The sequence below is a fragment of the Glaciecola sp. SC05 genome (genome assembly GCF_041380235.1).
Taxonomy (GTDB): Bacteria; Pseudomonadota; Gammaproteobacteria; order Enterobacterales; family Alteromonadaceae; genus Glaciecola.
This window is the reverse complement of the sequence record NZ_JBGIYY010000013.1, coordinates 18,167-35,592: the sequence shown is the minus strand read 5'-3', so window position 1 is coordinate 35,592 and position 17,426 is coordinate 18,167. Positions and strand designations below refer to the sequence as shown.

Here is a 17,426-nt window from a genome sequence, read left to right as displayed (position 1 = left end):
CTTATTTGTACTTTCTAAGTTCTAAGCGAGAAACCATGGCCATATGCACTTCATCTGGACCATCAGCTAGTCTTAGTGAACGTGCTCCAGCAGCTAATTTAGCGAGCGGATAATCATTACTCATACCGCCGCCACCGTGAATTTGCACTGCCATATCGACCACGCTCTCGAGCATATTGGGCACAACGACCTTAATGGCTGAAATATCGACCATGGCGTTTTTCACGCCTAAGTTATCAATTTTCCAAGCGGCCTGCAGAGTCAGCAATCTTGCTTGTTCAATGGCCATTCTGGCATGAGCGATACGCTCTTTGTTACCGCCTAATTCAATCAGTGGGCGTCCAAATGCAACCCGGCTGTTACCCCGTTTAATGGCGAGTGCTAAAGCCTTCTCAGCCATACCAATGGCGCGCATGCAGTGATGAATACGACCCGGACCTAAGCGTCCTTGGGCAATGGCAAAGCCTTTACCCATGCCAACCAATAAATTTGTTTTTGGCACGCGCACATCGTTTAAATGAATCTCACCGTGGCCAAAAGGCGCGTCGTAATCGCCATAGGCCGTTAGCATGCGTTTAATGGTAATACCCGGAGTATCGAGGGGAAGAATGACCATGCTGTGCTGACTGTGCTTGTCGTTTTCTGGATTAGATAAGCCCATGAAGATCATGACTTTAGCGTTAGGGTGTCCTAAACCAGTAGACCACCATTTTTTGCCGTTCAGCACTAACTCATCGCCGTCTTCAATAATAGTAGCTGCCATATTAGTGGCATCAGACGATGCAACATCTGGTTCAGTCATGCCAAATACCGAGCGAATTTTTCCTTGCAGCAAGGGTGTTAACCACTGTGCTTTTTGAGCATCATTGCCAAAGTGGTAAAGCACTTCCATATTGCCGGTGTCGGGGGCGTTGCAGTTAAATATTTCAGGAGAGAATAAAATTTTACCGGTTTCTTCTGCAAGCGGCGCGTATTCGCTGCACGTTAGGCCTTGACCTAGCTCTGCATCAGGTAAAAATAAATTCCAAAGACCAGCATCTCTGGCTTTTTGCTTAAGCCCTTCCATTGCTGGATGAACTTTCCATGCTTTGTGGTCACCAGTAGGGTTGAGTTCGTGTATTTCTTGGTAAACCTTATCTTCAATAGGTTCGACATGCTCAGCCATAAAGGCTTTAATTCTGGTTAGGTAATCTTGCGTTTTGGTATTGTAAGAAAAATCCATATCGACACTCTCAAGTAGCTTGATGTTAAAACTGTGTTACTGATATTAAAGGATTCTAGCTATAAGATAAATTGGTTTAATGATGCTTTAAGTATCATTAAAACTGATAATTGAACTATGGGCTACAACGTGAATTTTCTGACTTTTGGTTCAGTTATCTTTTTCTTTAGCAGTTGATACACTTACATTATTGAAATATGTTCTAACATGTTATAACTTTGTGCAGGTTAATGCGCATGATTTATAGGCTACGAAATGTTTTCCACAGCGAGAAAAATAGGTAACTCCACCGGTTTCATTATCAATGCACGAGATCTTAAAGCGATTGGTATCAAACAAGGAGATGACATTGAATACACCATTGAATCGGGAAAGTTAGTGATTCAAAAGGCGGTTCGCGAAAAACAAAAACCTTACAAAATCGATGATTTGATAGCCAATACCGATTTTGACGCTTTGAGTCGAGATCCTGATTTGCTTGAATGGGAAGCAATGCCCCCTGCAGGAAAAGAGATCTTATAAAGGTGAAGTCTAATTTTAAAAGAGGCGATATTGTTCACCTTAACTTTGACCCCCAAAGCGGTCGCGAAATGAAAGGTAAACACTATGCTCTAGTCATTTCTAATGATACTTTTAATCGTTCCGGACTGGCGATGGTATGCCCAATCACACAAGGAATTCATCATCGTGAAGGCGGTTTTACCACCACACTTATGGGGACCGGCCTTGATACCCTGGGAGTCGTCGTATCCTCTCAAGTAAAGACCTTAGATTTGCATAGCCGCCGTGCAAGCTTAAAAGAGCACTGTGATAGATATGTTGTTGACGAGGTACTTGCCAAGGTGATGGCGATCCTTGATTGATTTCGCTATTTTGCCTGTGTGATTAATGCAAATCCTATAAACTTATGCAAGTCCTATAAACGCCTTGATCAGTTTACCCACACTTTCGACGCTTTAGCGCAGGTTAAACCCTGTTTTTTCAGTGAAGTGTTTTCTACATAGCGAGACGTAGCGCTCGTTTCCACCAATTTCAATTTGTTCGCCGCTTGCTATTACTTCGCCTTCGGCGCTTAAACGGGCGACGAAATTTGCTTTGCGTCCACAGTGGCATACGGTTTTAAGCTCTGAAAGCTTATCTGCCCATGCCAGTAAATAGTGGCTGCCTTCAAAGGTTTCTCCCTGAAAATCTGTTCGTAAGCCATATGCCAAAATAGGCACGTTCAATTGGTCGACCACTTGTAAACATTCTCTGACTTGCTGCTTTGATAAGAATTGGGCCTCGTCGATAAACACACAGCCTAGAGGAGTAGCTGCATGCAAAGCGGATATTTCATCAAATAACTGCGTACTGTGATTAAACAAATTAGCAGGCGACGACAAACCAATGCGAGAGGCTATTTTGCCAGCACCAAAACGATCATCAAACGAAACTGTGTAAAGAGCCACTTCCATTCCACGCTCTTTATAATTATAAGCCGACTGTAAGAGGGATGTAGATTTACCTGCATTCATCGCAGAATAATAAAAATAAAGTTGAGCCATAGTCTCAGCCGCGTTCCTTGTTTAGTCACTATAGATAGATGGTAACCTCTGAGTGTGCATGCTCAAAGTGAAATTATTAATTGAAGCTGCGTAACGCAATTGAAAATGAGCGTTAACTAGGACATAAAAAAAGCACCTAATAAATAAGTGCTTTTCAAATGACTACAATAATTAGCGAATTGAAGCAGTATAAAGCACTGCTTCAATATTTGCCTTAATGATTAAGCCGCATTCGCCTCTGAAGAATGTCCAGTTTCAAGATCATTTACATCCACCATATCAAAGGTGAACTCATCGACCCTAACGGCCAGCTTGCGCTTTTCATTGTACTCAAGCAGAGTGTTGGTTTCGGCTTGCGTTAAATCGCCTGCTGCTAGTAATTTGTTCACCGCGTTTTCAAACGAAATAAACGGAATTACTGGCGTGTTGCGCAAGGCTTTTTGCACTTTTGACAACAAGGGCATAGCGGCATGTTTTGCTTTAAATGCTTGCTCGTTGATATCGTTGCCGTCACCCGGAATCGACACTACCAAGTGGCTTAGCTGCGCCTTAATGCTAGTGTCTTGCATAGCTGCAGTCGAAAGCTCCCTAACTAAATCGTCACTAATACCGCTTACCGATGATGTATAGGTATTGGTTAAAAAGCGCATCAAATAGCGAGTGGGCGCGTTCGGAAAGTTATTCACGAAGTTCACAATTGCTTGCTCACCCTGCTGCAGTGACCATTCCATCGCATATTGAAAGTACGGAAGGGCTTGCTTACGATCTTCAACGCGCTGCTCATAAAAACGAATGGCTGCCATCGCTGCATAAACATAACTAATCACATCGCCTAAGCGAGCAGATAATAGCTCTGCCTTTTTCAAATCACCGCCTAAAACCAGTAACGAAAAATCTGCCAAGGGTGCAAGTTTCGCAGATAGCGCATTTAAGCGTTTTTCATAGGGGCGCACTGCTGGCAAGCTAGAGCCGGCGTTACGCAAAAACGGTGCATAGCTATTTACCGTGCTGCGAAATGCGTTCTTCACACTAAATTTAACGGTTTTTGCTAGTACTTTATTAAATGCTGAATCAGCGCTGCTGTCATTGCTATGGATTAAATCTACCATTTCTTTAAGATGCGGGTGACAGCGCATGGCGCCCTGACCAAAAATCATCAGGTTGCGGGTTAAAATGTTTGCACCTTCAACCGTAATCGCAATGGGTAATGCACTGTAGCCATTTGCAAGTGTATTTTGCTTTCCGCGCTGTATCGCTTTACCTGCTTGCACGTCCATTGCTGAATTCATAACATCACGACCTAATTCGGTCATATGGTATTTAGCAATCGCGGTCACGACCGACGGCTTAATGCCTTCGCCTAGGCCTTCGGTGGTGAGTACACGCATAGCTTCTAGCAAAAAGGTTTTTCCGGCAATATCAGCCATCTTTTCTTGAATGCCTTCAAAGCGACCAATTGGCACGCCAAACTGCTCGCGCACGAACGAATATTCAGCGGTCGATTTAAATGCAGATTGTGCGGTGGCTACGCCCATTGCTGGAAGTGAAATGCCCCGACCAGCACCTAAGCAGGCTACTAGCATCTGCCAGCCTTTACCGATGTTCTTCTGGCCACCAATGATGAAGTCCATTGGAATAAACACGTCATTGCCGCGGGTGGTGCCGTTGTAAAAACTCATCCCCATTGGGTCATGGCGATTGCCAAGCTCTACGCCAGGGTGTGATTTAGGCAGAAGGGCACAGGTGATCCCTAATTCTAAGGTGTTACCTAAAAGCTGCTCAGGGTCAAACACTTTAAACGCTAAGCCAAGTACGGTAGCGATAGGTGCTAAGGTAATATATCGTTTGTCCCAAGTGACACTTAAGCCAACGACTTCTTCGCCTTCCCACATGCCTTTGGTCACGATCGCTGCATCTGGAATTGAACCTGCGTCTGAGCCAGCCTCTGGGCTGGTAAGGGCAAAACAGGGAATGTCTTGACCTATCGATAAACGCGGCAACCAATAATTTTGCTGAGCTTCGGTGCCAAAGTGCATTAATAGCTCGCCTGGACCTAAACTGTTTGGCACCATCACGGTTACGGCGATGGATCCGCTTTTAGCCGCGATAGTGGCAACAATGGTAGAGTTTGCATAAGGTGTAAACTCTAAGCCACCAAATTTCTTCGGAATGATCATAGAGAAAAACTTCTCTTTGCCCAAGAAATCTAAAACCTCTTTAGGAATATGCTTTGCATTCTGCAGCTCAAAGTCATCGATCATTTCAAGCAGAGTTTGCACTGGGCCATCTAAAAAGGCCTGTTCATCAGCACTCAGGGTAGATTGGGGAAGCTGACGCAATGCATGCATGTCAGGCTTGCCCTGATAAATCGACGATTCAATCCAAACGTCGCCTGCGTCGAGTGCTTCCTGCTCTGTAATTGAAATAGGAGGTAATACTTTTTTAAGGCTTGTTCTTATACTCATGATTATCTTGTCCGCTCATCTGACCAGTTGGATTTACGCATTAAACTACAAATCCTGACAAAGGTCAAAAATTTGTGATGATTAAAAATTAGCCATTGAAAGTAACCTTTACATTTCAGTTTGGGGTATAACCTTCTATACTTGTGTATTACTTGATTGAGACAAAGCGACTATCAAAGTGGCAGTCATTTTGCATAATAGAACTTTTGCAGTGTTTATGTTTACAAGAGGGTTATTTATGTCATTAAACCGACGGTTTTTATGCTGGCTCACAGTATTTTTGACGATTTGTTCGCTTAATGCTTTGGCGAGTCCAGAAAAAGGTCTCGAAATTGCCAAAGAGATGAAAAAGCGTGATGAGGGCTGGATTGATACCAGAGCAGACATGCAAATGATTTTGCGAAGCCCTGATGGCAGAGAATCGGTGCGCGAAATCCGAATTAAAACTCTCGAAATAGAAGACAACGGCGACAAAGCCCTGACCATTTTTGACGAGCCCAGAGACATTGCGGGAACTGCTTTTTTAAGTTTTTCGAATATTGTTGGCCCAGATGATCAGTGGATATTTTTACCCGCAGTTAAGCGAGTAAAGCGCATTGCCACAAGAAACAAATCAGGTCCATTTATGGGCAGTGAGTTTGCCTTTGAAGATATGACCTCTTTTGAGGTTGAAAAATTTGAGTTTAACTATTTACGTGATGAAACTTATAAAGGTATGGATTCATATGTTGTCGAGCAACGGCCTACTGACGAATACTCAGGCTATACTAGGCAAGTCGTATGGGTAGATAAAGAACATTACCGAGCCCATAAAATAGAGTTTTTTGATCGTAAAGATGCCTTATTAAAAATCTTGACGATGGACGATTATCAGCAGTATGAAGGCAAATACTGGCGCGCAGGTCGCTCAGATATGGATAACTTTCAAACGGGTAAAAGTACTACCTTGTTAGTAAAAGATATTGGCTTTAAAGAAGGCTTGGATGAAAAAGACTTTGATAAAAATGCCTTACGTCGTGCTAAATAAAAAAAGTAGAGGAGTTGCAATCACTTGCAGCATAGACCTCTGCAATAGCGTTAACCACAATAGGAATGAAAGGACAAAGAATGCGTAAACCGATTTCTCTAGCGCTCATGTATTTCGCCTTTAGTAGCTCTGCATATGCAGAGTTTTCTGGGAATATAAGTTTACAACAGCGTGTGTTCTTAGAAGATGCAGCCTATGCCCATCAAACCAATAGCCAAGCTTCTATCGCGTTTGAACCGCGCTTTGAAAGCTCCCTTGGCGATAATGGCTTTTTTGCTATTGAAGGCTTTGCTCGCGCCGACCAGCGTGATGACGAGCGCACTCATTTTGATATTCGCGAAGCCATATACGCGCATTATTTCGATAGCTGGGAAATTCGCGCTGGGATTGGCAAGGTATTTTGGGGGCAAACAGAGTCTCTGCATTTAGTCGACATTATCAATCAGACCGATTTTATTGAGTCCATTGATGGCGAAGATAAGCTTGGTCAACCCATGCTCGACGTGCGCTACCTTCTAGACACCGGCACCATCACTCTGTATGTCATGCCTTATTTCAGAGAACGAACCTTTCCCGGTCAAGACGGCCGTTTGCGCGGAGTGTTGCCAATTGATGTTGATAACGCGGTTTACGAGTCTGATAACGAAGATACCAATGTCGATTTTGCCCTGCGCTGGCAGCAAACATTAGGGAATTTGGAGCTAGGCGTCGCGTATTTTGACGGCACATCACGCTTGCCTGAAGTTGTCGTTAATATAGATGAGCAAGGGCAGGTGTCTTTGTTGCCAAAATATAACCTACTGCAGCAAGGCAGTATTGACGCTTTGTATGTGCATGGCTCATGGCTATTAAAACTTGAAGCTATTCACGGCAGTACGCTTGTCGAAGATTTTACAGCCTATGTTGCTGGTTTCGAGCATACCTTGGTTAATTTTGCACAAAGCGGCTATGATTTGGGTGTGTTGATGGAATACCAATTTGATGAACGCGACACCGATCCGCTAGTATTTGGTCAAAACGATTTAATGGTAGGGGCTCGTTTGCAGTTAAATGATTTCTCGGGCTCGGAGTTCTTATTTGGCTTCGTACAGGATTTAGATGAATCGAGCAGCTATTCAGCGTTTATTGAAGCTTCAACACGACTTAATCAACAGTGGCGATTAGAGGTCAATGCGTATTTCTTTTCTAGTGATGATCCAATGGATTCAAACTTTGCGATTCGTCGTGACGATCACGTGAGTTTACAACTAGAATATTTCTTTTAGGCCTTTATTGGTTAGCCTTGGGTCTGGGCCTTAATCACAATGTTTAGTTCTGTTACACTTACCAATATTTGTAGTAAGCATCTACTGCAAATTTAACAACAAAGAGATAATACATGAATCGTCAGTTTGCCATCGTTATATTGTGTTTACTTAGTTTTTCAGCCCATGCAGAGCGGAATTTTTACGGTATTTTATCTGCAGGCTACGTACAAAACGAAGTGCAAGATTTTGAGTTAGATAAAGCCAGTTACAAATTAGGAATTGGCTACGAGCTTACTCCGCAATGGTACCTTGAGGCAGGATTTCAAGGACTTGGTGAGCTAAATGCTAGCGATCAGTTTGCGACTGCTGACTCTGATGTTGCTGAGTTTTCAGGCCTATATTTGGCGGCCTTGGGTAAAGCAAGAGGCCAATATGGCGAACTGTTTTATCGGCTTGGCATGATGAGAGTCGATGCCAATGTACAAAGTATTAGCAATCTTACTTGCCCAGGCGACCCTGCAGTTGCGTCTGTCGGCCCGGCAATTTGCAGCGTTGACAACAGCCTGCTTGCGGGTGTTTTTGGTGTCGGTTTTGATTTCTATATTCATCACTCTACTATGTTGCGTTTTGAAGTTGAATACATCAAAGGCGAACAGGATTATACTGCCACGGCAGCCTATGTGGGTGTCAGGCTTAACTTCTAAACACAGTTGACTGGCGAGTGTCGAATGCGCTAATGCTTGTTTTCTAACAAATAAAGTGTCGGGAGCTTCTTTGAAAAACGAACTAGACAGTAAATTTTTGTTACGGATTTTTGAAAAAATACGCCAACACGGAAAAAAAGAAAATGATGAATATTTTCTTGAGGGAATCAAAGCTTTTACAGACTTTGATGGCTACACCTTGTATATCGAAGATGCCTTGGTAAAACTTCGTTTTGGCTTTCATAATCAGTATACTTTTGACTATGAATCGAACAGCCATTACGAGGCATTCGAAAAAAAGCTCAAACACATCGACCAAAGCTATTAGGCATTGATTGCTTGCAGGTACATCACTTGATGGTAAACTTGCAAGCACATTCAACCTACATTTCAAGCGAATACCTTGTCTAAACACTCCATTGTAGCGCCCGTATTTAAAGCCAAATTTTTGATGCCCAACTATTGGGGCATATGGTTGGGTGCTGCTATTTTGTATTTGATCACGTGGCTACCTTTTAGACTGATCTTGATGCTCGGCAAAGGCTTTGGACGTTTGCTATCGCGCATCGCACCAAAACGTGTGGCTATTGCTAGAAAAAACCTCAAGTTAACTTTCCCTGACTGGTCAGACGCTGAAATTGAACGAGTGTTTAACGCCAATGTTGAACGCACCGGCATGGCTTTATTTGAAACCGCGATGGGTTGGTGGTGGCCTGATTGGCGCATAAAAAAGCACCTTACTATTGAAGGCTATGAGCATATTGAAGCGATTCTTAAACAAGGCAAAGGCGCATTTGGCTTGGCCTTGCATAATGTTAATTTAGAATTTGCCTGCAGAGGCATCGGTTATTTTCACCCAAGCATCGCGTTTTACCGAAAGCACAACAATCCACTGATGGATTATTTTCAATACCACGGACGCAATCGAGCCAATAAGTACATGATCCATAAACGGAATGCAAAGGCGCTTATTGAAGCACTCAACAGTGCTGAGTTATGTTTGTATTTGCCCGACCAAGACTATGGTGCATCGCAAAGCATTTTCGTGCCTTTTGGTGGCGTAGAGCAAACGGCTACTACTTCGGCGACCCTTATGTTTGCCCAGCGTGGCAATTGCTTACCATTTTTAATATCGTCTCAATACACCGCAACAGGGTATAAAATTAAATGCTATCCAGTAATTGAGTATTTGGCCGATAAAAGTCCTGAGCGTGCATTAACAAAGTTAAACCAAGATCTATTGGATATTATTAAAGAACAACCGGAAAGTTACCTGTGGATGCACAAAAGGTTTAAAACGCGACCTAAATCGTCGCCGCAATCATTATATGAGTAAATATGAGCTTTTGGTTAAAACGTATTATAGTCATGTTGTTGGTGATTATTGCAGCTGCCGCTTTTATCATTTTTATGCCGCAGCAAGCTGCCTTTGATGACCAAGGAAATCCAGTAGAGAAAAAGTCCATTCAATCGAATATGGCCGACTTCTATGAAGAATTCAGCTTAGTGTCTAGTGATAAAATTGAAGAAAAATACGGCGATTTTGTTATTCCTCTCGAGCCACCAAGTGCGCCTTTATCAGAGCAGTTAAGCGCCCTAAACCGCCCACCCATGAACGACAACGAAGACTTTAACTGGGAAGGTAGCTACAAGGCACGCTCCTTTGCGAAAGAAAGCACCTTAATGACCAATGCAGATAGCTACGTTTCGGCAGAAGGAATGCAGCTTATTTGGAACCTAAACCAAGACTTTATTGTTCGCCATCGCTTTTCATCTGAAAACACCGTCAGCGGCATGTTAAAAGAACTGGCCGGTGCAATCGACGCCAACTTTGTGAATACCGTTGAAGTTTATTATTGCGACAAACAGCGTGTGTTGGTATTAACTGACCAAAACGACGAGGTCTTGCAAAATACCTGCATGATTGTTAGCCAGTACTAGGGCTTGTTTTCACTCGCGCCCGCAGCAAATATACTCTTATATAAGTAACTCACTAATTGCCGCGTTTCGTCTAATTTTTCTGATGGTTGAGCCAATAGGCGGCCAGAAAGCTGAAGACGATGAGCTAGATGACGCAGCCATAAATAATGCTCCTGCAGAGCCTTTGCGCTTTTAGTGTCAATCACATTAATATCGGCGCAAACGTCAAGTATTCGCAAATTATCAGACCACCGAGCCAATCCTGGATAGTCTGAGGCAAAATTCAACACCCAAAACTGCACCATAAATTCAATATCTACGATGCCGCCCTCACACTGTTTAATGTCGATTTGAGCGTCGTTGCTGGCGTTAAGATGTGCCCGCATTTTCTCTCGCATTTGCGATACGTCTTCGAGCAGCTTGTTCGAATCGCGAGCTAAGCAAAGCGTCTGGACCCTTATCTTTTCGAATGCTTCAGCAAAACTCTGGGTACCTATCACTAAACGTCCGCGCACCAATGCTTGGTGTTCCCAGGTCCAAGCAGTGCTTAATTCGTAATCGGCGAAAGAGTTAATATGCGTAATTAAAAGACCAGAATTGCCCGAAGGACGCAGGCGTAAATCGATATCGTACAGCTCACCATGATAGGTTTTGGTGATGCAGTAATGAATGATTTTTTGGACTAATTTAATATAAAATTCTTGGTGGCTAATAGGGTCTCTTGCGCCGCTAGAGTCGGTGTGGCCATCTTTTGTGGCGTCATATAAACACACAATATCGAGATCAGAGCCATAGCTCAATTCGATGCCGCCAAACTTGCCGTAGCCAACAATACCAAAGCCTTTATCCACATGAGACTTATCTTGTGGAACACCATGTTTTAATGTGACTTGTCGCCATGCTTGTTCTACGACTTCAGCTAAAATAACTTCACCAAGCAGGGTCAATTTATCGCTTACCTGGTTGATGGCGATTGTGCCAGATATGTCTGCTGCCGCAATGCGCAGTTGGTAGGCATTCTTGAACTGCCTTAAGGTGTCCATTACTGCTTCGATGTCATCAGGCTCTACTCTGAGCATGTATTGTTTTAGTTCTTCAGCACAAAGTGATTTCCACTGAGCTAGGGACAGGCCATCTGCTTTCAGATATACCGGATGCAAGAGTTCATCGAGCAGCATTGGGTGTTGTGAAATTTCTTGGGCCACCCATAAACTTTTCCGACAAAGTGAGTTTAAACGTTGGCGAACGCTAGGGTTTTCAAGCAGTAAATCAATATAGGTGATGCGACCGGTAATGGTCAGCAAAATGCCAAATATGCCTTCGATTTGACGCTGATCGAGTGTCATATCCTTCATATGTAACTCGCTAAGGAGCAATGGCATCAATCGATTAATCGAGCGCATGCCACGCTCACTCACCGAGGCACTCTGTAGTTTTTGCTTAAAGCTCTGTAAATGTTTAAATAAGATGCTGCTGTGTGGCGCTGAAAGTTTGTTGCTTAACAGGCTTGCCACTTCTTGTTCATCAAGGTTTAAATTCCACACGTCAGCGTAAGTCGAGAGTTCTTCAGACTGCGCGCTATCGTCTTCATCTGCTTGGTTTGCATCTTTTACAATGGTGCGAAAATGCATGTTAATTTTAGCCATGCAGGCATCGATTGATACTAAACATTGCGGATAAGAATCAAAGCCTAAAAGGCTGGTGAGTCGTGTTTGGTTCAGGGGATCTTGGGGCAATATTTGGGTTTGCTCATCGTCAAATATTTGCAGGTAGTGTTCGATTTTTCGTAAATACAAATAGCTGTCTTTTAAATCATCATAGACACTTTGGCTAATAAACTCATAAGCATGTAAAGCGTCTAATGCTTTAAGCGTACTGACTTGTTTGCAGCGCGGCTCTCTGCCAGCGTGGATTAACTGCAGGGCTTGCACAAAAAATTCTACCTCACGGATACCGCCTTGCCCTAGTTTAATGTTTTGCGAAAGTTGGCGGCGATGCACTTCCTTTTCAATCAGCACTTTCATCTCACGAATCGCATCTAAGGTCGTAAAGTCGATGTACTTTCGATATACAAATGGCTTGATCAGTTTATACAAAGCATGGGTGTCGCTGTTGACATTGATGATACGCATTTTTTGCATCGCGTAGCGTTCCCATGCGCGGCCCTGCTCTTGGTAATAGCTCTCAATGGCGTTGTAAGGCATGACCAATGGCCCAGAGTCACCCATCGGGCGCAAGCGCATATCCACGCGGTAGCAGCGCCCATGTTCGGTAATAAAGTCTAAGGCATGAATAAGCTTTTGTGCCGCTTTGGTAAAGAAGGCTTGATGCTCGATGGTTCTTTTAGCGCCGCGAGTCTCACCGCTTGTTGGATACGCGAATATCATATCGATATCAGATGAAAAGTTAAGCTCGCCGCCACCGAGCTTGCCCATTGCCATAATTTGCATGTGCTGATGACGTTCGGGAGTGCCGTATTTAATGCATTGTTGGTCGTAAATCCATAAATATGCCAGTTCGATAATAGCGTCAGCAATCGCTGAAACACTCGCCATTGAGGCTTTTATTGCTTGTATTTTTAGTAAATCGAAAACCGCGACGCAAGCCATTTCAACTTGTCGAAAACTGCGCAGCACTCTATGAAAATCATGCTCGTTGCTGCAGCCGTCGAGGGCTTGACTCAGTTCATTGTGATAATCTTTTAATTTAGGCAAGGATATATCGTGCGTAATCTTCACAAACAGTTCATACATGGGATGGGGAAACTGCTGGATGACGCGGCACACGAAATCACTCAATGGCAGCACACGCTCGAGCAAGAGCAGTAATTCAGCGGGCAGGCTTGGCATGGTCAATTCCGTTTTATCTGAGCTGTCAGCGATAATTTGGGAATAGACTTTGATGAGTGCGTCTTTTGCAAGCTCAGCTTCAGATGTTGTTGCCAAATGCGTTGATGTCATGAAAGGGTCATGCCTGTTGCCTTAGTCTTTGCGTAATTGTTGTGCACAACATATTATAGGTAGTATGCCCAGTTCGTAAACTGATGTTTTAAAAGGTGGATATGGAACAGCTTGTTAATGTAATACCCTTGTCTTCAGAATTGCCCATTTATATCGCTATTGATTTAAGTATCGCCATTGCCCTGTTATTCGCCATTAGGTGGCTTTCGGGCGTATTAAATAAAGTAGATGTTAATCATGAGTTAGGTGAGCGCGACAACTTTGCATTTGGCGTGAGTGTCGCAGGGCGGATGATTGCTCTGACTATTGTGCTCTCGGCTGTGGTGGGTAGACACGTTGGCTTAGGTTATGATGTGGCAGCACTAAGCATGCTGACCTTTGGCGCTTTGGGCATTGTGTTGGTGCGAATTGGTCGCTTTGCGCATGACAAGCTAGTGTTAAATCAGCTTGATAAAGACGAAATGATAGGCGAAAAAAACGTCTCAGTAGGCTTGGTAGATGCTGCAAGTGCAATTGCTTCGGCAATTATTACCAAAAGTATTATCGAGTGGGCAGACGGCAATGACCTGCATGCCTTTGTCGCCATTGTGACCGGCGCCATCGTCGTATTGGCGGTATTGCTAATTGCTACTCGTATTTATGAGTACCGCTTTGCCGAAAAAAACCAAAACAGCTCGTTTCAAAAAACCTTATGTAAAGGGCAAATTGCCTTGGCCATCCAGCACAGCGGGAATTTAATTGGTATTGCGATTGCCGTATCGGCCACCAGTAAAGTGCTCGCCTATGAACCCGAAGCTTATGTAACTAATGTAACCGGCTGGCTGTTTGTGGGCATATGCATGGCGATTGTGCTAATGATGCTTACGTCTATATGCAAGCGCGTAGTGTTAGCTGGCGTGCAGTGGCGCTCCGAAGTTTCTTTGCAACACAATATCGGCATTGCCAGTATTGAGGCGGTGTTAGCGATTGGTATTGCCTTGTTATTCAGTAATATCTTTGTGTTCGGGTAGAGGTAAGGTAATACGCTTGTGCTCAAAAGGTAAGGGCTGTTCATCGCCTATCATTTTTAGCTTATTTGCGCGGCTTTGCTTTTTTATCCATAGTTCAGCTTTGAGGGCATCGCTGTGGCTAGTAAGCTGCACGCAGTACGCGAGGGAAAACGGGCCCTTGCCGCGCAAGGCTTTAGCGGTTTTGGTGGATTGTGAGCTGTGTTCTTCAAAGCGGCGCAGCACATCGACAGTAATACCGGTATAAAGTGAGCCACTGGCGGTTTTTATGATGTACAAATACCAAGGTATTACTGCAGTTTGTGCGCTCAATGCTATATTTAACCCTGTTGTATTTGAATCAACAGTATAATACCAAGGCAATCCAAAAATATCAGAATTTACCCTTTGTTTGTGCAAATCATGTATAGTTACGGGTAGCAAGTTAATGGAAAAACGCGCAGTTCGCATCTAGTGGAAATATATCATGTACGAAAGTTACTACGGGCTTAATTCAAAGCCATTTCAGCTCACTCCTGACCCTGAATTTTTCTTTGCAAGTAAATTGCACAAACGGGCCATGTCTTATTTGCAATATGGACTCTCACAGGCTGAGGGTTTTATTGTGATCACCGGCGACATCGGTACCGGCAAAACAACCATTGCGAATAGTCTTTTAAATAATATCGAAGAAGACATTTACGCAGCGCAAATTGTAACTCCTAAGCTCTCGCCCGACGAGCTTGTTAAAATGGTTGCGTCTAAATTCAACCTTCCTGCGGAAGGGCGCTCAAAATCTGATTTGCTTGAAAGTATTCAAACCTTTTTGCAGCAGCTAAATGCTAGTGGCAGACGTGCTTTGCTATTAGTTGATGAAGCACAAAACTTGCCATTAGAGACTATAGAAGAGCTTAGAATGCTTTCTAACTTTCAACTTAACGGAAAGCCATTGTTGCAAAGCTTTTTACTAGGGCAAGCCGAATTGCAGCCAATATTACGCGCTCCCAACATGGAGCAGTTCAGACAGCGTATTGTGGCATCATGCCACTTAACGCCGCTAAGTTCAGATGAAATGCGTGAATATATTGAGCACAGACTGCACCATGCAGGTTACGACAAAGAGTCACTTATTTCTTCCGAAGCATACGATGCTATTTATCAGTTTACTAACGGCGTGCCTCGCAAGGTAAATACCTTAATGGACCGCATTTTACTATATGGATATCTAGAGGAGCTTGAAAACTTTGAGCTCGAAGCAGCAAGTCAAGTCATTGAAGAAGTTAGGGCTGAGATGTTTGAGTCTAAACCTGAGTTTGTAGAGCAACCAGAGCCCACTCAAGAGCCAGTGCAGCACGTGGTTAATCCAAGCCCACTGCCAAGCTCGAATAAGCCAGAGACTGAATTTTTAACACCTAACGGCAATAAAATTCAAGATGCGACCTATTATAAAGAGATGCTGGGTGAGCTGGTAGACGCATTAGACGACGCTATAAAACATAAGATTAAGCTGACACAATACATCGATAAAATGTTGAAGCAGAAATATCAGGCTTATGTAAGATTAAAGGATAAGGATTAGGTTTTATTAAACCCAAAATTAAAAGCCCCGGAAGCTGGTTGGCTTTCGGGGTTTTTTGTTGGTGTTTTTTTTCGGTATAGCGTTAACGATTACTGTCGTACTCGTAGCGTATTTGTAAGGTAATTCTATTGTCGGTAAGTGGCCCATTTATTCCAGCCACTCCGCCAGTTTGAATATTGTCACCAGCTCTGTCTAGATAATTATAGCCAATAGACCCAAATAAGCGGCGAGTAAATCGGCGTTCTAGCTCAAGGTTAGCCTGCTTAACGACAGACGCTTCTATATTGCCTTCAAACATACGTTCTATATCCGAATATGAAATTGAAGCAGAAAGAGTAGACCTAGAGCTTAATCGTAAAGCAGCCCCGATTCTGCCTGCAAGCGTTTCTATAGTTCTTGCTATTTCAACTTCTTCATTCGTGCTGTGGGACAACGAAGCGCTTAAGGTTGTGCGACGCATATCTACAGACGATTGTGCAGTAATTGCTTTACGTAATATAACTCGGTCATTTAGTTCAAATCCATCTGTAACAAATGGAACGAGGACTTCACCCGGACCAAGGTTTGATTGGTCAAGTCCGTCTGAAAGTCTACAGTCAGCTAACTCAGTGCTACCATTAGCGCATATAAGTAAACCATCTTCTTGGCTGAGCAGCAATTGAGAATTAGTGGCTAAATTTTCAGAATAAGAAATACTGTTTCGCCAGTTACGTAAATTATGTGAAAATCGCAAACTACCTGATTCCCCAAAGAATCTTCGAGAGTAGTTTGCGTTAAAACTGGTACGAGATGAAAAACTCCATTGCATGTCTAGACTCAAGTAATCATCTTCTACATCATCTTCACCAGCGCGTCCTACAGTAGTTGAACGATTTAGTCCCACCTCAATAAAGCGACTGTTAGATGGTTGCCAAGCGAGGCCGATGCCATAGGAATAAAACTCACGAAGTGTATCATTTTGTCTGTCAGACCCGATTACATCGTTGGTGATGTCATTATTTTCGTAATAGCCCAATAGACGTATACTTGTGTTTGAACTGATAGTGCTACCTAGCATTAGATCTAATATTTGACTTTCGAAATCTTGTTGATTTTCTCTATCGGTAACTCTAAATGAAGCATCAACATCATATATGAATGGCCGCAAATCTCTACCACCTTCGATTCGAACAGTGCCATTATAACTATTGGATACGAAGTTTTGTTCGTCAATATCTAATGACTGTAATATCACTTCATTTTCAGAAACTATTTTGTTTGCAGCGACCTGCGCATTTATGCCAAAGAGTCTTCCTGTAGGAAGATTTAAGTTTAGTGCAGCACCATTAATTGTGTTTTTTCTAAGGTTATCAGCATTTAATAAAAAGTTATCGACCAAAAAAGAATTCGCTGCTTGAGAACGAAAGTTTTGAGAGCCATTTACAGATGCACTCAGCAGATTACGAACAACTTGGTATCTCGCAAAATAATTATAATCAGTATAGTTATTAACCACTTCCTCTGATTCTAGAGAGCGTCTGACGTTGTTATGAGTAGCTGTTGCTAGTATACCCAAGTCCCTCGACTCATATGAAAAAGCGACAAACGGTCTTAAAATAAGATTATTTGAATCAAGCTCAGTATTTTGTGTCTTGTCATCAATAGCTTGCAGTGTATATTCTAGTGCTACTCCGCCGCTTATATTAACCTCACCAGATATACCTCTTGAAGACATTACTAACAAAAGAGTCAGTAAGCTTATGTTTAAAAACGCCCTCATGCCGATTTCCTTG

At 43.1% G+C, this 17,426-nt stretch carries 16 protein-coding genes; 10 read left to right on the top strand and 6 right to left on the bottom strand.

Annotated features, from left to right (window positions below; translation table 11 throughout):
- Position 1: 1 nt before the first annotated feature.
- The gene (locus AB9H30_RS12665) at positions 2–1,222 is read right to left on the bottom strand and encodes an acyl-CoA dehydrogenase family protein (protein ID WP_371195056.1); all 1,221 of its coding nucleotides are present in this window, start codon (positions 1,220–1,222) and stop codon (positions 2–4) included.
- Between the two features lie 255 nt (positions 1,223–1,477).
- Between AB9H30_RS12665 and AB9H30_RS12660 the strand changes: the two genes are divergently transcribed.
- Entirely contained in the window at positions 1,478–1,744 is a 267-nt protein-coding gene (locus AB9H30_RS12660) for a hypothetical protein (RefSeq protein ID WP_371195055.1), read from the top strand.
- Positions 1,745–1,746: 2 nt separating this feature from the next.
- Positions 1,747–2,085 (top strand): type II toxin-antitoxin system PemK/MazF family toxin, encoded by a 339-nt coding sequence (locus AB9H30_RS12655; protein WP_371195054.1) that lies wholly within the window; start codon positions 1,747–1,749, stop codon positions 2,083–2,085.
- A 93-nt stretch (positions 2,086–2,178) separates the two neighbouring features.
- On the opposite strand, the gene AB9H30_RS12650 is transcribed toward AB9H30_RS12655, so the two are convergent.
- The gene (locus AB9H30_RS12650) at positions 2,179–2,766 is read right to left on the bottom strand and encodes a thymidine kinase (protein ID WP_371195053.1); all 588 of its coding nucleotides are present in this window, start codon (positions 2,764–2,766) and stop codon (positions 2,179–2,181) included.
- 221 nt (positions 2,767–2,987) lie between these two features.
- Positions 2,988–5,231: an acyl-CoA dehydrogenase gene (locus AB9H30_RS12645; protein ID WP_371195052.1), complete on the bottom strand. Its 2,244-nt coding sequence runs from the start codon at positions 5,229–5,231 to the stop codon at positions 2,988–2,990.
- Between the two features lie 238 nt (positions 5,232–5,469).
- Here AB9H30_RS12645 and AB9H30_RS12640 point away from each other — a divergent pair, with 238 nt between their 5' ends.
- The 6 genes from AB9H30_RS12640 (at position 5,470) to AB9H30_RS12615 (ending at position 10,150) form a co-directional block, all read left to right on the top strand.
- Positions 5,470–6,258, top strand: coding sequence for an outer membrane lipoprotein-sorting protein (locus AB9H30_RS12640; RefSeq protein ID WP_371195051.1), 789 nt, complete (start codon positions 5,470–5,472; stop codon positions 6,256–6,258).
- Positions 6,259–6,338: 80 nt separating this feature from the next.
- Positions 6,339–7,523: a hypothetical protein gene (locus AB9H30_RS12635; RefSeq protein WP_371195050.1), complete on the top strand. Its 1,185-nt coding sequence runs from the start codon at positions 6,339–6,341 to the stop codon at positions 7,521–7,523.
- A gap of 113 nt (positions 7,524–7,636) precedes the next feature.
- Positions 7,637–8,209: an outer membrane beta-barrel protein gene (locus AB9H30_RS12630; protein WP_371195049.1), complete on the top strand. Its 573-nt coding sequence runs from the start codon at positions 7,637–7,639 to the stop codon at positions 8,207–8,209.
- 70 nt (positions 8,210–8,279) lie between these two features.
- Positions 8,280–8,537 carry a DUF3081 family protein gene (locus tag AB9H30_RS12625; RefSeq protein ID WP_371195048.1) on the top strand — a complete coding sequence of 86 codons (258 nt, stop codon included), beginning with the start codon at positions 8,280–8,282 and terminating at the stop codon, positions 8,535–8,537.
- Between the two features lie 75 nt (positions 8,538–8,612).
- Positions 8,613–9,545 (top strand): LpxL/LpxP family Kdo(2)-lipid IV(A) lauroyl/palmitoleoyl acyltransferase, encoded by a 933-nt coding sequence (lpxL, locus tag AB9H30_RS12620; protein WP_371195047.1) that lies wholly within the window; start codon positions 8,613–8,615, stop codon positions 9,543–9,545.
- Between the two features lie 2 nt (positions 9,546–9,547).
- Entirely contained in the window at positions 9,548–10,150 is a 603-nt protein-coding gene (locus tag AB9H30_RS12615) for a TcpQ domain-containing protein (protein WP_371195046.1), read from the top strand.
- Here the strand turns inward: AB9H30_RS12615 and glnE are convergent.
- The gene (gene glnE, locus AB9H30_RS12610) at positions 10,147–13,089 is read right to left on the bottom strand and encodes a bifunctional [glutamate--ammonia ligase]-adenylyl-L-tyrosine phosphorylase/[glutamate--ammonia-ligase] adenylyltransferase (RefSeq protein WP_371195045.1); all 2,943 of its coding nucleotides are present in this window, start codon (positions 13,087–13,089) and stop codon (positions 10,147–10,149) included. The two genes, AB9H30_RS12615 and glnE, sit on opposite strands and share 4 nt — an antisense overlap.
- Before the next feature lie 101 nt (positions 13,090–13,190).
- Here glnE and AB9H30_RS12605 point away from each other — a divergent pair, with 101 nt between their 5' ends.
- A complete protein-coding gene (locus tag AB9H30_RS12605; protein WP_371195044.1) occupies positions 13,191–14,099 on the top strand; it encodes a DUF350 domain-containing protein in 909 nt (302 codons plus the stop codon).
- Here the strand turns inward: AB9H30_RS12605 and AB9H30_RS12600 are convergent.
- A complete protein-coding gene (locus tag AB9H30_RS12600; RefSeq protein WP_371195043.1) occupies positions 14,070–14,408 on the bottom strand; it encodes a GIY-YIG nuclease family protein in 339 nt (112 codons plus the stop codon). The two genes, AB9H30_RS12605 and AB9H30_RS12600, sit on opposite strands and share 30 nt — an antisense overlap.
- A 154-nt stretch (positions 14,409–14,562) precedes the next feature.
- Here AB9H30_RS12600 and AB9H30_RS12595 point away from each other — a divergent pair, with 154 nt between their 5' ends.
- On the top strand, positions 14,563–15,654 hold the full coding sequence (locus AB9H30_RS12595) for an XrtA/PEP-CTERM system-associated ATPase (protein ID WP_371195041.1): 1,092 nt from the start codon (positions 14,563–14,565) through the stop codon (positions 15,652–15,654).
- Between the two features lie 82 nt (positions 15,655–15,736).
- Here AB9H30_RS12595 and AB9H30_RS12590 read toward each other — a convergent pair whose 3' ends face one another.
- Entirely contained in the window at positions 15,737–17,413 is a 1,677-nt protein-coding gene (locus tag AB9H30_RS12590) for a hypothetical protein (protein ID WP_371195039.1), read from the bottom strand.
- Positions 17,414–17,426 lie beyond the last annotated feature (13 nt).

Excerpts from the sequence above, each read along its gene's own strand:
- AB9H30_RS12630 (WP_371195049.1), top strand. The coding sequence starts at position 7,637 with ATGAATCGTCAGTTTGCCATCGTTATATTGTGTTTACTTAGTTTTTCA.
- AB9H30_RS12665 (WP_371195056.1), bottom strand. The coding sequence starts at position 1,222 with ATGGATTTTTCTTACAATACCAAAACGCAAGATTACCTAACCAGAATT.
- AB9H30_RS12615 (WP_371195046.1), top strand. The coding sequence starts at position 9,548 with ATGAGCTTTTGGTTAAAACGTATTATAGTCATGTTGTTGGTGATTATT.
- AB9H30_RS12645 (WP_371195052.1), bottom strand. The coding sequence starts at position 5,231 with ATGAGTATAAGAACAAGCCTTAAAAAAGTATTACCTCCTATTTCAATT.
- AB9H30_RS12650 (WP_371195053.1), bottom strand. The coding sequence starts at position 2,766 with ATGGCTCAACTTTATTTTTATTATTCTGCGATGAATGCAGGTAAATCT.
- AB9H30_RS12590 (WP_371195039.1), bottom strand. The coding sequence starts at position 17,413 with ATGAGGGCGTTTTTAAACATAAGCTTACTGACTCTTTTGTTAGTAATG.
- AB9H30_RS12595 (WP_371195041.1), top strand. The coding sequence starts at position 14,563 with ATGTACGAAAGTTACTACGGGCTTAATTCAAAGCCATTTCAGCTCACT.
- AB9H30_RS12640 (WP_371195051.1), top strand. The coding sequence starts at position 5,470 with ATGTCATTAAACCGACGGTTTTTATGCTGGCTCACAGTATTTTTGACG.
- AB9H30_RS12635 (WP_371195050.1), top strand. The coding sequence starts at position 6,339 with ATGCGTAAACCGATTTCTCTAGCGCTCATGTATTTCGCCTTTAGTAGC.
- AB9H30_RS12660 (WP_371195055.1), top strand. The coding sequence starts at position 1,478 with ATGTTTTCCACAGCGAGAAAAATAGGTAACTCCACCGGTTTCATTATC.
- glnE (WP_371195045.1), bottom strand. The coding sequence starts at position 13,089 with ATGACATCAACGCATTTGGCAACAACATCTGAAGCTGAGCTTGCAAAA.
- AB9H30_RS12605 (WP_371195044.1), top strand. The coding sequence starts at position 13,191 with ATGGAACAGCTTGTTAATGTAATACCCTTGTCTTCAGAATTGCCCATT.